Consider the following 15,106-nt stretch of genomic DNA (forward strand, 5'->3'; position numbering starts at 1 on the left):
CCATGATGCGCCTTCGCGTTCTTGCGATGATCCGGGCATATCGTCGCCCTCAAATTATGTTGATCCGGTCGCCGGGAATAGCGGCCATCCTCCGATTGGAGGATGGCTGTTCGGGCAATCGCGGTGCCGCGGCGCATCATCAGGATCGCGCCTTGCCGATGCGAAGTGCCCTGCGCCTATTAGAAGGCCACACGAATGCCGCCTCTGGCGGTCCCGACGCGGCTCTGGTCGGACATTGCAATGCCTTCGACCGCACCGAACAACGCGACATTCCTGGCCGTGTAATAGTCAAAGCCGGCGCCGAACACCGCGCCCACCGTGCTGCCTTTGCCCGGAGCCGCGAAGGAAAGCCCCTGCCCGATCACCACCGTGTTGACGGTGGTATCGCCGACGCGCTGCTGCGCGATCACGCCGCCATGGACGCTGGTCTTCAGGGAGTGGTCGCCGCCGAAGAAGCTCGTCGTCTTCGACACTTCGAGCTGGCCGCGCTCCTCGAAATTCTGCAGCGTGCGGCTGCCGACCGTCAGTCCCTGGGCCGAACCTGCCTCGGAATAGCTATCGAAGAAGCCCGCGATGTAGCGCACGCGTGCCGTCGGCGTCAGCACATAGCCGTTGCCGATCTGATAGCGCAGACCGTAAGCGAGTTCCGGACTGATGAACCAGCCGTCATGTTTCGCACTCGCCGTCTCAGCAGCACCGTTGCTCAGCACCAGCCGGTTCGACTTGTTGGAAGACCTGCCGCCCTGCACCGTGAAATCGAAGAACTGCGCTGCCCATTCAAAGCGGCTGTAGGCGCCACCGAACAGGTAATCGGTATCGACACGCTGCGAGCCGAGATCGACCGACAGCCGTCCCGAGCCGCCGCCGATGAAGGCGCCGACCAGCCAGTCCGGCCGTATCTTGCGGTCGATGCCGAGGGCGCTGCTCCAGGCGGTGTTGGTGGCGCGCAAGGTAGCGGCGGTCTCGTCCTGGGTGCGCTGACCGCCGAAGCTATTGGCCCACACCGTGATCGGTGCAGCATTGCTCCAGCCCGAAGCGCTGGGAGCCTTGAGGAAACCGCCGGCATTGCCGCTGACGGGCGCGTAAGCCATCGCCATCATCGATCCGTTCGCCGAGGGCGGCAGGCCATTGAGACGGCCCTGCACCAGCGACGACACACCGCCGGTGAAATCCATCAGCGCACGATCGGCGAGTGCCAGCGCGGTCGGATCGAGCGTGGCGAGCGTGGCCCCGGACGTAACCGCCGGATTGCTGTTATTGCCTCCCGAGAAGCTGGCGTTGAGGACGCCGGTGAAATTGATGAAGGTCGGCAGCGCCACTGACGTCAGCGTCGACACTCTGGTGTTGGGCGCGATGACTGCAACGTTGACGACGTCGTTGCCAAAACCCATGTCGACCACGCCTGTGATGCGCGAGCCGTTCCGCAACGTCAGCGTGTCGGCGGCGGAGGTCAGCTTGATCGCTGTGCCGCCGGTGCCCACAATGGTGCCGGAATTGTCGATCGTGCTGCCACTGGCCGGGTTCCCGGCGAGGATGCCGACATTGCCGGAGATGGTGCCGGCGTTGTCTATCTTGGCGGTGTCAGCGACGACACCGAACCGTCCACCGGAGATGGTACCGAGGCGCGCATTGCTCACAGTGACGGTATCGCCCTCGATGCCGATGCCGTTCACGCCCGCTAGAATCCCGCCAGCATTGTTCACGGTCACCGAACCGGCGGTACCAACCGCCAGGAGTGAACCTGTGATGGTACCGGTGTTGCTCGTCACGTTGATGTTGCCGCCAAAGGGAGGACCGAAGCTGACGATGCCAAAACTCCCGCCCGAGATAGTGCCGGCATTCGCCACATTCGCAACGGTGGTGACGTCGATGGCAGCAAATCCACCCGCGATGGTGCCGATAATGACGTTGGTCACGTTGGCCGTGGTGGATTTGACTGCAACTCCGCCGACATCCGTGGCCGAAATGGAGCCGGAGTTGAACAGATCCAATTGTCTGAGGCTTTCGATGCCGCTTATGGCTCCGACAATGCTGCCAGCACCGGTGTTGGAGATGCTGACGCTACTGTTGCCGTTAAGATTACGAATATCGATGCCGCGCTCTCCCGAAATCGTGCCCGCATTGGACAGTTTGGTAACGTCACGAAGTACCACTCCGAATTGTCCGCCGGTAATGGTGCCGGTGCTCATGTTGACAACCTCGCCATTCTGAACGCTAACCCCGTCGTTCACGCCGGTGATGCTTCCAAAGTTGTTCACAATCCCGGTCCCAAATATATCGATGCCGGAATTCCCCCCGGAAATAGCCCCAAAGTTGTTCACGACGCCTGCTGTGCCTCGAACGCCGTCAACGGATCCGCCCGTTATGGCTCCAAAATTGTTGATGATGAGTGCCTTGTCGAACAGCAACCCAATTCTCGTTCCTGTTAGCGAGGCTCCGGAGACGATATTGTAGGTGTTGCCACTATCGCTCGGGGTGGCGTCGCCGCCTGAGCCGTAGCCGTTGGCGCCGTTTTGATCGGTCGTCGCGCCGGTACATTCGACAATCGTATTGTCGACCGGCGATGCCGGCGTGCATGCGGCCTGGGCTCGATCGAGCATTGCAAGTGGCACGATCAGCAATGCAAGCGCATGACCTCGCGAAAAGTGGCGGCGGGTAAACTGCAGTCGCGCGGCCACACGCTGAAGCATCCGCTCGATTCCGGTATTCATTTTTATTCCTCGCTCGATCCCGCCAAATCGCCAGATCGGCGCTTCGACTCATCCACCGTACCCACCCGCAACACGGCTTGCTTCCTCCGAACGCAGGAGGCGACAACGCACACGCGGCGTTCGGATTCGTTGTGCGCATACCCTAAGGGCGGCGATGACGTGAAAACTTGGACGGGGACGACGGCGATGCGGACTACGATGAACTGGTCATCCATTGTCGGCGACTGGTGTGCAATTCGGCGACACGTGATCTGCCGACGCAAAGCGAGTTTCTTCAAAACAGGCTGCGGTGGAGCACGCGCTCGTACATGGCCGGTACGCCGTCCTCACCCGTTCAGATGATTGCCGATCAAGGAAAATGGCTCATGAACCGGACAGGGCGCATGCAGCGGCCATTAGCATCAAAGGAAGCACTCCAAATGAATCCAAACCAAGCACTTTGGGAAAAAGGCGACTTTACCCGCATTGCGGAGGGTATGCGCGAGAGCGGAGAGACGCTCGTCGAGACACTCGGAATCACGAAGGGGCTCAAGGTCCTGGATCTTGGATGCGGCGATGGAACGACGGCATTACCGCTGGCGAAGCGCGGAGCGGACGTGTTGGGCGTCGATATCGCGAGGAACCTGGTTGAGGCCGGCAACAAGCGGGCGAAGGACCAGCGCCTCATCAATTGCAGGTTTCAGGAAGGCGATGCGTCCAATTTGCATGAGCTTGAAGATCATGCTTTCGACCTCGTCGTGAGCATGTTTGGCGCCATGTTTGCGCCGAAGCCGTTTGACGTCGCCAAGGAGATGGTGCGCGTGACCCGGCCCGGCGGCCGGATCGTCATGGGAAACTGGATTCCGGGCGATCCAACATTGGTCGCACAAATCCTGAAAATCAGCTCATCGTACTCGCCGCCGCCGCCGGAAGGCTTCATTAGTCCAATGATGTGGGGCGTCGACAGCAACGTGATCGAGCGATTTGAAGGCGCGGGGATTCCAAAAGAGAGGATATCGCTCGTCAGAGACACCTACATTTTCAACCTTGCCGGCCCGCCGTCAGAGCTCGTCAATATCTTCAGAAAATATTACGGGCCGACCATGAATGCATTCGAAGCCGCAGAAAAGAACGACCGCGCCGGCGATCTCCAGGGCGAACTGGAAGTTCTGTTCAACAGCCACAACAAGAGCCCAAGCAAGGATGCCACCTCGATTCCGGCGACCTTCCTGCGGGTTACTGTCCGGGCCTAGAGTCTCTGGTTATTCCCCAGGCGAGCACCGAGCCTTTTTCGATGCTCGCCTGTTGTCATCAGGAATAATCGGTCAGCGGCGTCGCGTATCCCGCGACGAGCTTGACGAGGTCGGCTTGACGCCTGGCGCCGGTCTTTTCGAACACGTGGCCGAGATGCGTCTTGACCGTCGTATCTGCGACGCCGAGCGCCGCGGCGACTTCGGGAACGCCGCCTATTTCGACGATGGCGAGCAGCACACGCAGCTCGGTCGGCGTCAACTTGAATGCAATGCCGATGACGTCGGAGCGAGACGGCGCCAGGGTTGTCTTGCGAACGAACAGTGCCGCCGCGGCTGTGTAGGCCAGGCCGGCACGTCGCCGCGCTCCTGAGGTCAACGGCAAGACATGGGCGACATAATGCTCGCCGCTCTCCCCGATCAGCGGCACCGCGATCCCCTTTGTGCCAAGGGCCGTGTCGCCTTCGCCAGCGGCCGCAAACACTTCTCGCAGAGTCTGGTTAGCCTCGGTACCGCGGGCTACGAGCCGCCCACCGGCGGCATGGAAAATGTCACCCGCCTCCAGAATGGCATTCCCGGCCAGGTTGGCGTGAACGATGCGCCCCGTCGGATCGACCAGATAGAGGCCGGCGCTGAGCCCATCGAGGGTATCCGCGATAGTCCCGGTCTCCGCAAGCTTCAGATCGAACATTTTGGCAATCATGACCGCGCGGCGAATATGCGGTACGATCAACCGCATACGATCGCGCGTTTCCTTGTCAACGAAGCCGTTGCGCTCATGGCGGAAGACTCCGAACACCGCCACGCTTGTCGTCGATTTGTCCAGGACTGTGCTGACGAAGTCGATCAGGCCCTGTGGCCGCGCCCATTCCCGATAAAGTCCAGTTTGGGTGAATTCATTGTAGGGTATCAGATCGGCGGTCGCGACCGGTTGATCAATCTCTGCAAGAAAGTGCCTCACCGCGACTGGGTACATTTGTCGAAACAATTCGACCGGTATGGGCCGAACAATGCCGAAGCTGTGCGCCGTCACGCCGTACTGCGCGTCGACATCCTTGCAGTAAAGCCCGGCCCCGGTGCCGCCCACGAAATGTGTGACCCTTTCGATAGCGGTCTCCCAAAAGCTTCGATCGATGGCGGCGTCGTAGATGACGCTGATCAAATCGCTCAAATGTTGCGGATCATTGCGACTGACTGCAGACGCGCTGGGCTCAAAGACGGGTCGCCGATGTGACGCAGCATTCATTAAACAGGCCTCCCCCGGAGATTGCAAAAACCGGACATTGCACGGTTCTTCGGTCTAGTCGCGGTACCTTCGGATCAACTTAGGTTGATTAAATTCGTGCAAGGAAGAAGGAATAAAATGTGACGGTGCCGCCAACTGCGCGCGAAGGACACCGCGCGTCCGGTTCGCACTGCGAAGCATATTTCAGGACCATGCAATCCAGACGGCCCCTCGTCACGCCATAATCGGTCAGACGAAATGGCGCATCCTCCGATCGGAGGATGCCGCCAGCCCGATGGCGTGTCGCAGCTTACAGTGGCGTTGGGCCAACAATCTCATCTTCATCTCCAGATTCGTTCGCTTATGCGCTGATCGTTCACGTACCGATCGCGCCCGAATCCGCGTCCTACGAACCTAGGAGATGACAACCGCTTACTTTCTATTCCGGGTAGTGAGCTATTTTGGCCACGCTGCGCGATCGCGCGTGCGCGGTATGTGACCCGACAAAAAATTTCGGCCCGGTCGATCGACCGGGCCGTTTGATTTACGTAGCGATCAATTCAGACGCTTCACATGATGCGCCCGTAATCCGGATCGACGGTGCCGCGCACGGCCGATTCAATCCGGCTGCGTTCGATGCCGATGTCGCGGAGGGCGCGATCGTCCAGTTCGCTCAGCGTCTGGATGGCCTGGCGGCGCGCAAAATAGGTGACGATGCCGTTTACCCAGCTTCCGAGCAGATGGAAGAATCCGCCCGCCGAGCTCCGGGGCGCAGGCTGGGCTGCCGTCGAATAGATCGTGGTCATCGCACTTCTCCTTGCTTTCACGCGGCAAGCCGCTGCCGCCGGCGCAAACGCTTGCGAGAGCGCTTGCACCTTAATGGACCGATTGTTTGCACCCCTCTCAGTGCAATCTCTGGCTTGATGGTTCCAAAATGATCCGATACACTACTCGGTGCAAGGAAAACATTGCTCTCGGTGCAATTATGTCAAAATTCGAGTACCTGAAGCTTGCCGATACCGTCGCCGCCGAGATCGCCAATGGCGGGCTCAAGCCCGGCGACCGCCTGCCGCCGCAGCGCAGCTTCGCCTATGAGCGGAAGATCGCGGTCTCGACCGCGAGCCGCGTCTACACCGAGCTGCTGCGCCGCGGCCTCGTGGTCGGCGAAGTCGGGCGCGGCACGTTTGTTTCGGGCGAGACGCGCCGCGGCATCGCCATGCCGACCGAGCCGCGCGGCGCGCGCATCGATCTCGAAGTGAACTATCCGATCCTGCCGACGCAGTCGGTGATGATCGCAAGGAGCCTTGCGGGGCTGGAACGTCCCGAAGTGCTCGATCTCGCGTTGCGCCACTCGACCACGACAGGCACGCAGGCGGCACGAACCATTTCCGCCGAGTTTCTCTCCCACGAGGACTGGACGCCGGCCGCCGATCAACTCGTCTTCACCGCAAACGGAAGGCAATGCATCGCCGCCGCGCTGGCGGCGATGGTGCCGAGCGGCGGCCGTTGCGGCGTCGAAGCGCTGACCTATCCCTTCATCAAGGACATCGCGGCGAGGTTAGGCGTCACGCTGGTGCCGCTTGCGATGGACGAGCACGGCATTCGCCCGGACGCGGTGGCGAAGGCGCACCGGGAAGCGCATTTGTCGGCGCTGTACGTTCAGCCGACGATACAAAATCCGCTCGGCATGACCATGCCGCCGGCGCGCCGGGCCGATTTGCTGCGCGTCGTCGAGAAGCTCGGCCTCACAATCATCGAGGACACGGTCTATGGCTTCCTCGATGAAGAAACGCCGATGGCCGCGCTCGCGCCGGATAGCTGCATCACGCTCGACAGCCTGTCGAAGAAGGTGGCGCCCGGCCTTGCGCTCGGCTTCATCGTTTCGCCGCCGCGCCTGCGCGAGCGCATCATGGCCGCGGTTCGCTCGGGCGGATGGACGGCTTCCGGATTTGCCTTTGCCGCCGGACAACGGCTGATGGCTGATGGCACGGTCGCCGAACTGTCACGCCTGAAACGGATCGATGCCGCACGGCGCCAGCAGATGGCCGCGAAATACCTCGCCGGCTTCGAAATCCAGGCCAACGCCAAATCCTACCATCTCTGGCTGACATTGCCCCAGCATTGGCGCTCGCAGACATTCGTCGCGGCCGCGGCCCGGCGCGACATCGCATTGACCCCTTCGACCACCTTCGCCGTGAGCCCCGGCCATGCCCCCAACGCCGTCCGCCTGGCGCTTGGCGCCCCCAGCACCGAACAACTCGATCTGGCGCTACGCACGCTCTCGGGAATGCTGACGGCGAAAGAAGACGTCGATACGACCGAGTAGAGTTACCGGTCGCGCGTTTCACGCGCCGGCCACTCCGCGATAAAGCCCCTCGCCTTGTACGGCTCGATCTTGTCCCACTCATGGAGCATGCGGCGCGAGAATTCGGCGTCGGTGTGCCACAGCGCCCGCGGCGTTTTGAAACTGTCGACCATGACCAGCATCTTCTCCACTTCCGGCCAGTGCCGGTGCAGCGTCATCGGATAGCGGCGCGCCGTCCAGGTGTTGCCGAGACAGATCACGCTGCGGATGCTGGCGAGCCCGAGCGCGCGGTCGATGATCGGCAGCGAGAAGATCACGTTCTCGCCGGTGTTCATCGCGCAATCCTCTCTCAGGATGATATCGGCCGGAACACCGCGCGCGATCATTGCACCGGCAATGATCTCGCATTCCGAACGCTCAGATCCCGGCGTCACGCCGCCGCTCACGATCGCCCAGCGAAAAAACCCTTCGCGCCACAGCCGGCAGGCTTCATCGACGCGCGCGTCGACATCTTCGCGGGTGCCGAACACGAACAGCAGGTCGGCCGGCCGTAGCGGCGTCTCGATCAGATGCTGTGCATTGATCGCGGCAATCTCGGCTTCCGTCGGCGATCGCATCGTCGTTGCACGGTCATCAGCTGCTATCAGCAACGCCGCACAGAGTGCCGTGCCCTGCGGTGCTTCGCGAAATCACATTTCGTGTCGTTTGATTGCCAAGCCTGTTACGGCAGCAGTGTCTCAGGCAACGCGTCGAACGAATACCTGCGCGGCCGGTTGCGCTTGATAAAGCCGCCGATGGTCCAGGCAAACCAGATCGCCATGCCGACAAGAAACAACGCGCCGGTGAATTCGGAAGTCGCAAGCGCCCGGACGAGAAGCCCGACCATGGCGATGGCCAGCAGCGCCAGCATCACAACCGCCGTGGCATAGGTCATCGTCCCGATACCGCCGGTCAGGGAAGCGTTGCTGCCTGCCGCCTTCATCCTTCGGTGCAGCTCGGTGATGAAGACGCGGTAGCCCTGGTCCTGCGGCGTCATCAACGAGACGGTCTGCCAGGTCGTCGAAAGGATGGCGATCCGTCCACCGCCGGCTTTTTCGATATCGGCGCGAAAGCGGCGGGACTGCATCGACATCGGCCGGTACGACAGACGGATGGAGGCAATATCGGCATAGGGCCACACGCCGGACCGGCGGCCGATCCGCCACGACAATCCGGCATCCGTCAGTTCGAATTGATACGCCGACGAGATCAGCGACGCCTTGTAGACGTAGCTGATCGTGCGCGCGCCCTCGCCTTCCCCGGCCTGGTTCGGCAGTGATGTCGGCAATCCAAAATATCCCGTGTCGTTTGAAGCCGCCTGCTTGCGCGGCGAGCCGGCTTTACCTTACAAGCGGGCCATGGCCGAGACGACTTATTTTCCGCGCCGCCTGATCCTGGCCGGTGCGATTGTTTCCGGAGTGCTGCTGGCGCTGGCCGTCCACATGCTGGGCGCGCGTTACGGGCTCGATCTCGGCGGCTTGTGGCGGTCCGATACCAGCGAATTCATGCCCGCGGGTGCGGCGATCGCCTGGTGGCTGATCGCGACCGTCGGCTTTTCCGGCGGCTATTTCACCGCCAACCTGATGCACAGCGCGGCCTCGGGCCAAATTCCACAGCGGATGCGCCAGTTCCTGATCGTGGTCGGCGTGTTGATCCTCGCCGGCGCTGGACAGGCCGCCTCGGCGCCGAGCCCCGTCCCGACCATATCAGGCGTGCTGGCGGGCCTTGCGGCCTTATGCCTCGGTGCGGCAATGGCGTTCTGCGGCGCGCATTTCGCGCTGCGCAAGGCCTAGAGTTCAGGGCGCCTGACCGTTGATTATCCATTAGTTGGGTTTCAGAAGGACCTTCCCGCCTTTTTGCGCATGCGCCATGGCCTCAGTTGCCTGCTCGAGCGAATAAACGCCGGCGACCGGAACGTGCAGTTTGCCTTCGGCGATCAGTCGCTCGGCTGTCCGCGTATGAGCCGCAAGCTTTTCGTGTGCATCTCGAAAGCGCGGAAATCCCAGCCAAAACCCTTCCAGGGTCAGCTGCTTGAAAATGATGTTCAGAGGACTCATGGCCGCGGGCTTTCCGCTGACGCCGCCATAGACGACCATCTTGGCGTTCGACGTTAGGCAAGACGCTACCGAGTGCGAGGAGTCGCCACCCACGCCGTCAATGCCCAGCTTGATTTTAGCCTTGCCGGTCGCCGCTGCGACTTGCTTCACAACGTCGGGTCCATCGACAAGGACGACGTCAGCTCCGGCTGACTTCAGCTCATCCACCAGCTCGGGTCTGCGCACGAGGCTTACCGAGCGCAGTCCGAACTCTTGTGCAAACGCAATGACGCTGCGTCCCACACCGGAATTGCCGGCGTTCTGGATGACCCAGTCGTCCTTGCCGAGTTCCACATACTCGGTTAGGAGCAATGCCGCTGTCAGCGGATTGATCCGAAGCATTGACATCTGTTGGGGATCGGCTTGCTCGGACAAGACGATGAGATCGGCGGCCGCGACCGTGATGGCCTGTCTCCACACGGGAAGCCCGATCGGAATGGCGACACGATCGCCAGTCTTTACATTTTTAACCGAGGCTCCTACGGCGACAACGCGTCCAATAGCTTCGTTCCCGAGCGGCGCCGGCGGCTGTGGCCTGATCGCATACATGCCACGGATCATCAGAAGTTCAGCGAGACCGATCGCTGAGTATTCGACCGCGACCGTGGCTTCATTTGCTGCCGGCGGTGGGGGTGGATCGCTTTCGACAACTTCAACCACCTCTGTGGGTTTGCCAAACTTAGACATTTGCAAAAACTTCATTGTCCCCTCCGCGAGAGCTGTATGGCTCATTCCGCCAAGTAATCTTACGGTTCCCTGACCGCTCGACGCCAAACCATGCTAAGTTCATATAACGAACTGTGATTAACGTCAACCTGTGTATGAAAAATGAACTCAGAAAAAGCGCATTCGCCCGAGCTGGACCTTCGCTTAATCTTGGAGCTAAAAAACAACTGCTCCATCAAGCGAACGCTCGACATTGTTGGTGAAACCTGGACCTTGTTGATCTTGCGCGAAGCCTCATGGGGCGTTCGCCGATTCCAGGACTTTCAAAGGTTTCTGGGCGTACCAAGAGCGGTACTGTCTGAGCGCCTAGAAAAGCTTGTTGAGTGCGGCATCTTTAAAAAAACACCTTACAAGGAGGCGGGGGCGAGAAAGCGCTACCAATACGAGCTCACCAAAGCCGGCATCAAATTATTCACTGTGCTGATGGCATTGAGCCAATGGGGAGATGAGCATCTCGGCAAAGGATCTTCCCGCATGATCGACAAAGCGACTCAGGAAGAAGTGTTTCTGAAGGTCGTCAGTAAGAACGGCGACCATGTCCCAGTAGAGCGGGTGCGACCAGTAGTGCGGAAGTAATCACACGTGTTTGTGAATCGAATTAGTACGCTCGTCGGGTAAGACAACAGGCTTCGCGTGCCGTATACGATCAAGGCACGCAAGGGCCGCACAGGAATCGCGCGTATCCGCCCGGAAACATTCCTTTTGGAACGCGAGTGCACCATCACGGCGGGCGAACTGCCAGCCAGCACCGGCGTTGCAAGGACTCGCCTTTGCATTATCTGACGCTCCTCCAAGCCGTGCGAAACTTCCCACAAGCAGGTATGGATGCAAAAGCGATCGATCGCATGATCGACGTTGCCATCTCGCCCTGGCCCGATGCTTAGCAGCATCAGGCTCGCCCCCAGCTTGACCATAATTTCCAGCCCGACCCAGGTATCGCCCCTCTTCACCTTGCTCATGTACGTGCGGTTGCTGGACAGCGCTGTGTCATTTCTTATGACGGCGTTGCCTGAACAGGGGCTGTTGAACAACACCATGACGCGCGTGTGGTTTGATGTCAGCCGCTGGACATGCCATCAAATGCCGCCATTCAGAAATATGACAGCAAGAAAGTCCCGCAGACCTCGGTCTCCTCCGGCACCTCAAAATAGAATGACCCGCAGCATTTTCCGTGGACCATGGGCTGAGAGCCCTCAGGGGCGGATTTCGCGAAGTACATATTGAAGGAGAATCCAGACGCCAAGATCGGGTGCCCTAGGCCATAGCGTTTTCGAGCGAAGTGGATACCGGTTCGCATAGCAATCAAGCTTGCGCAGATTGCGTAGACTTATCTGCGGTAGAAATCGCGTCAAAACAAAAATCTAGAGCTTCGGTTCTGAACCGAAGCTCTAGGCGATCAAGCGCTGCCGCGGCTGTATCAGCATGTTCTCCACGTCAGCGGCGGGACGCGGGCGGCTGAACAGATAGCCTTGCGCCTGCGTGCACCCCTCCTGGCGAAGGAGATCGAATTGCGCATCGGTCTCGACGCCTTCGGCCGTGGTGACGATGCCGAGGCTCTTGCCGAGGCCGGTCACCGCACGGACGATCGCCATGGAATCTTCGCGCGTTGCCAGTTCGCTGACAAACGAGCGGTCGATCTTGATCTTGTCAAACGGAAAGCTGCGCAAATAGCTTAGCGACGAATATCCGGTTCCGAAATCGTCCAGCGAAATCTTGACGCCGAAGCCGCGAAGCTCATGCAGAACCGAAAGCGTTGCCTCGGTGTTCTGCAGTAGCACCGATTCGGTAATTTCCAGTTCGAGCCGATGCGCCGGAAGGCCAGAAGCACTCAATGCATCCTTCACCGACGCCACCAGGTTGAGATTCTTGAATTGCACCGGCGAGAGATTGACGGCGACGCCGACATCCTGCGACCAGCCGGCCGCGTCCATGCAAGCCTGGCGCAACACCCAATCGCCGAGCGGAACGATCAGGCCGGTTTCCTCCGCCAGCGGAATGAAATTGACCGGAGAGATCATGCCGCGCAGCGAATGATTCCATCGCACCAGGGCTTCGAAGGCAACCACCACGTCTTTGGCAACGTCGCGGATCGGCTGGTAATAGACCTCGAACTCTCCGCGCTTCAGCGCCGCGCGCAAGTCGAGTTCCAGCAGCCGCCGCGCCTGCGCGCGCGCGTCCATTCCGGTCTCAAAGAAGCGGTAAGTGCCGCGGCCGTCCTCCTTGGCGCGGTAGAGCGCAAGATCGGCCTTCTTGAGGAGCTCGTCGGGATTCTTGCCGTCCTCCGGCGCCAGCGAAATGCCGATGCTGACGCCGATGACGAGCTGGTGACCGGCGATCTCGTAGGGCGCGGAAACCTTCTCGACCACGTGGCTGGCGAGCATGGCGACGGCGGACGGCTCGCAATCGCTGCAGAACTGCACGATCGCGAATTCGTCGCCGCCGAGCCGCGCCACCGTGTCGTGCTCCGTCACGCATTCGCCGAGACGCCGTGCAACCTCTCTCAGCAGCGCGTCGCCGACCGGATGGCCAAGCGAATCATTGATGTCCTTGAAGTGATCGAGATCGAGACACAGCACCGCAAGCTGATCGCTGCGCCTGACGAGCCGCAAGGCCTTTTCGAGCTGTTCGCGGAACAGCGTCCGGTTCGGCAGATTGGTCAGCGCGTCATGCCGCGCCATATGCGAGATCTGTTCCTGGACTGCCTGCCATTCGGTGATGTCCTCGAAGGTGGCGACCCATCCGCCGCCCTTCATCGGCTGATCGACGACGCGGATCGAACGTCCGTTGCGGCTCACCGTCCTGGTCACGCTGTTGCCGGCCCTGGCCTCGGCGATTACGCTGGCGACGAACTGATCCGGATCGCCATCCCAGCGGCCGAGCGCCTTCTGCTGCCGAAGCACATCGAGCAGCAAACGACCCTGAAGGTCTATACCGGTCCGTCCCATCATTTCGGCATAGCGATCGTTGTACAGGAGGATGCGGCCGTCCGCATCGAACATGGAAAGTCCCTGCGACATGTTGTCGAGCGCGGTGTCGAGCAGGACTTTCTGCTGATGGAGTTCGCTCTTCGCGCGGCGGTCGATCATGGACGCCAGCAGCGATAGACCGAGGATGGCGAAAGCCGCGACCGCCGTCAGGAACGAAAGCGCGGTCGGAGAAATCGACAGCCCGTCGCTACCAAGCGTCGGGTCGGGAACAAGCGTGACGGCGCCCATCGCCGTGAAATGATGCGAAACGATCGCAACCGTCAGCAGCCCGGTGGCGGCCACGGTGTGAACGGGATTGTCGCGACGCACGGCGACAAGAAGCGCCATGGCCGCAAACAGGCTGCCAAACACAATCGAGGCCGCAACGATGCCGGGCGACCACACGATGAACGCCGGAAGCTCGAGCGCCGCCATGCCGGTATAGTGCATCGCTGCGACACCGCCGCCAATGACGGCGCCGCCAAGCGCAATCACCGATCGGCGCGCACTGGACAATGCAATGCAAAGGCCGATGGCGACGATGGTTATCGCGAAGACCAGCGACAACGAGGTGATGGGTATGCTGTATCCGGCGTTCGCACCTGGATCGTACGCCAGCATCGCGACGAAATGGGTGGCCCAGATTCCGCAGCCGCCGACAGCCGCATCGAGGCCGATCCAAACCGCGCGCGTTCGGCCGCTTGACGCCCTGGCCCGATGAAACAGGCTGATGGCGACGGCGCTGGCGAGCCAGCAAATGCTGCCTGCCAATACGACCAGACGCCAGTCATGCTCGGTAGTGAGACAGGTTAGAACGCGGTACATTTACAGACTCCCCAGTGGCCTGTAATTGCGGTTCCATTCGTATATTTGAGGTAACCCGCCGCAGCTCAGTTGCGCGGATGGTGAACAACGTTTTGAAAATTCACCGGAAGTACCCGCCGCCGATGGTTAAGTTCAGGTTAGCCAACCATACCTGGACGGCTCCGGAGCACCTTTAGTAACGGCGAGTTCATTTCACGAATCCGGTCTGCAAATGCGTCCGTTTCAACCAAACGTTTCGCCAATAATCGAAGTATGGCTGCGATGCCGGTCTCCGCTCGCGAAAACGCCGCGCGAGAATTGCTCCCGGCGCGGCGTTTTGCCTCAACTGCGCGAGGAAATCAGCTTGCGGCCCGCAGGTTGACCTTGCCTTCCGCCAGCGAGGTCAGCTTCTTGTCGACCGTCTTTTCCTCATCGAGCGTCTTCTGCAGAATGCTGGCGCAATCGGTGCGTCCAAGCTGCCGCGCCCAGGCGATGAGGCTGCCGTAGCGGGTGATCTCATAGTGCTCGGCGGCCTGCGCGGCGTTGATCAGGGCTGCGTCCAGCACAGCCTTGTCAGCGATCTCGCTCGCGACGTCGTCGGCTTCCTCGATGATACCGTCGATCGCCGGGCAATCGACCGCCTTCACCTCGGCGCCGTGCATGCGGAATACCTCCTCGAGGCGCTGCACATGCGTCTTGGTTTCGTCGAGATGGGTCAAAAAGCCCTGTTTAAGCTGCTTGTCGGTCGCTTTTTCCGCCATCTTCGGCAGCGCCTTCACGAGTTGTTTCTCGGCGTAATAGATGTCCTGCAATTGATGCACGAACAGGTCGTTCATGGTCTGGATGTCTCTGGTGAAGAGTCCCATTGTGGTTATCCTTCGTTTGGGGAACATGCAGGCGCAGGCCTTTTCCCGGCCGGACGCGCGCTATTCATGTTCGATGCTGACGGGGAGCTAACCGGCTCGCGAAAAGGACGTTCCTGAAGGCCTCGAAAACGCCGTGATG

Annotated in this window: 12 protein-coding genes; 4 read left to right on the plus strand and 8 right to left on the minus strand. The window is 60.6% G+C overall.

Features of this window, described 5'->3' with window-relative positions; genetic code table 11:
* Positions 1–179 precede the first annotated feature (179 nt).
* Positions 180–2,711, minus strand: coding sequence for an autotransporter outer membrane beta-barrel domain-containing protein (locus C7G61_RS43795; RefSeq protein WP_145963561.1), 2,532 nt, complete (start codon positions 2,709–2,711; stop codon positions 180–182).
* A 167-nt stretch (positions 2,712–2,878) separates the two neighbouring features.
* Here C7G61_RS43795 and C7G61_RS06200 point away from each other — a divergent pair, with 167 nt between their 5' ends.
* Complete coding sequence (locus tag C7G61_RS06200; RefSeq protein WP_244608145.1) at positions 2,879–3,943, plus strand: class I SAM-dependent methyltransferase; 1,065 nt, start codon at positions 2,879–2,881, stop codon at positions 3,941–3,943.
* Positions 3,944–4,001: 58 nt separating this feature from the next.
* Here the strand turns inward: C7G61_RS06200 and C7G61_RS06205 are convergent, their stop codons facing one another.
* Positions 4,002–5,111, minus strand: coding sequence for a helix-turn-helix transcriptional regulator (locus C7G61_RS06205; protein WP_244608146.1), 1,110 nt, complete (start codon positions 5,109–5,111; stop codon positions 4,002–4,004).
* A 623-nt stretch (positions 5,112–5,734) separates the two neighbouring features.
* A complete protein-coding gene (locus tag C7G61_RS06210) occupies positions 5,735–5,971 on the minus strand; it encodes a DUF1127 domain-containing protein (RefSeq protein WP_108513205.1) in 237 nt (78 codons plus the stop codon).
* A gap of 179 nt (positions 5,972–6,150) precedes the next feature.
* Here C7G61_RS06210 and C7G61_RS06215 point away from each other — a divergent pair, with 179 nt between their 5' ends.
* The gene (locus tag C7G61_RS06215) at positions 6,151–7,491 is read left to right on the plus strand and encodes an aminotransferase-like domain-containing protein (protein WP_108513206.1); all 1,341 of its coding nucleotides are present in this window, start codon (positions 6,151–6,153) and stop codon (positions 7,489–7,491) included.
* Positions 7,492–7,493: 2 nt separating this feature from the next.
* Here the strand turns inward: C7G61_RS06215 and C7G61_RS06220 are convergent, their stop codons facing one another.
* Positions 7,494–8,087: a YdcF family protein gene (locus C7G61_RS06220; protein ID WP_108513207.1), complete on the minus strand. Its 594-nt coding sequence runs from the start codon at positions 8,085–8,087 to the stop codon at positions 7,494–7,496.
* A gap of 104 nt (positions 8,088–8,191) precedes the next feature.
* Entirely contained in the window at positions 8,192–8,797 is a 606-nt protein-coding gene (locus C7G61_RS06225) for a hypothetical protein (protein WP_244608147.1), read from the minus strand.
* Between the two features lie 70 nt (positions 8,798–8,867).
* Between C7G61_RS06225 and C7G61_RS06230 the strand changes: the two genes are divergently transcribed.
* Entirely contained in the window at positions 8,868–9,302 is a 435-nt protein-coding gene (locus C7G61_RS06230) for a hypothetical protein (RefSeq protein ID WP_108513464.1), read from the plus strand.
* A 30-nt stretch (positions 9,303–9,332) separates the two neighbouring features.
* On the opposite strand, the gene C7G61_RS06235 is transcribed toward C7G61_RS06230, so the two are convergent.
* Positions 9,333–10,307, minus strand: a complete 975-nt coding sequence (locus C7G61_RS06235) for a zinc-dependent alcohol dehydrogenase family protein (protein WP_190241686.1) — start codon at positions 10,305–10,307, stop codon at positions 9,333–9,335.
* 126 nt (positions 10,308–10,433) lie between these two features.
* Between C7G61_RS06235 and C7G61_RS06240 the strand changes: the two genes are divergently transcribed.
* Positions 10,434–10,907 (plus strand): winged helix-turn-helix transcriptional regulator, encoded by a 474-nt coding sequence (locus C7G61_RS06240; RefSeq protein ID WP_108513209.1) that lies wholly within the window; start codon positions 10,434–10,436, stop codon positions 10,905–10,907.
* An 812-nt stretch (positions 10,908–11,719) separates the two neighbouring features.
* Here C7G61_RS06240 and C7G61_RS06250 read toward each other — a convergent pair.
* Positions 11,720–14,122, minus strand: coding sequence for an EAL domain-containing protein (locus tag C7G61_RS06250; RefSeq protein ID WP_108513211.1), 2,403 nt, complete (start codon positions 14,120–14,122; stop codon positions 11,720–11,722).
* Between the two features lie 338 nt (positions 14,123–14,460).
* Positions 14,461–14,967 carry a YciE/YciF ferroxidase family protein gene (locus C7G61_RS06255; RefSeq protein WP_108513212.1) on the minus strand — a complete coding sequence of 169 codons (507 nt, stop codon included), beginning with the start codon at positions 14,965–14,967 and terminating at the stop codon, positions 14,461–14,463.
* Positions 14,968–15,106 lie beyond the last annotated feature (139 nt).

Origin of the sequence: Bradyrhizobium algeriense, from assembly GCF_003062295.1 — a bacterium.
Taxonomy (GTDB): domain Bacteria; phylum Pseudomonadota; class Alphaproteobacteria; order Rhizobiales; family Xanthobacteraceae; genus Bradyrhizobium; species Bradyrhizobium algeriense.

Excerpts from the sequence above, each read along its gene's own strand:
- C7G61_RS06250 (WP_108513211.1), bottom strand. The coding sequence starts at position 14,122 with ATGTACCGCGTTCTAACCTGTCTCACTACCGAGCATGACTGGCGTCTG.
- C7G61_RS06240 (WP_108513209.1), top strand. The coding sequence starts at position 10,434 with ATGAACTCAGAAAAAGCGCATTCGCCCGAGCTGGACCTTCGCTTAATC.
- C7G61_RS43795 (WP_145963561.1), bottom strand. The coding sequence starts at position 2,711 with ATGAATACCGGAATCGAGCGGATGCTTCAGCGTGTGGCCGCGCGACTG.
- C7G61_RS06220 (WP_108513207.1), bottom strand. The coding sequence starts at position 8,087 with ATGCGATCGCCGACGGAAGCCGAGATTGCCGCGATCAATGCACAGCAT.
- C7G61_RS06210 (WP_108513205.1), bottom strand. The coding sequence starts at position 5,971 with ATGACCACGATCTATTCGACGGCAGCCCAGCCTGCGCCCCGGAGCTCG.
- C7G61_RS06230 (WP_108513464.1), top strand. The coding sequence starts at position 8,868 with ATGGCCGAGACGACTTATTTTCCGCGCCGCCTGATCCTGGCCGGTGCG.
- C7G61_RS06235 (WP_190241686.1), bottom strand. The coding sequence starts at position 10,307 with ATGAAGTTTTTGCAAATGTCTAAGTTTGGCAAACCCACAGAGGTGGTT.
- C7G61_RS06215 (WP_108513206.1), top strand. The coding sequence starts at position 6,151 with ATGTCAAAATTCGAGTACCTGAAGCTTGCCGATACCGTCGCCGCCGAG.
- C7G61_RS06255 (WP_108513212.1), bottom strand. The coding sequence starts at position 14,967 with ATGGGACTCTTCACCAGAGACATCCAGACCATGAACGACCTGTTCGTG.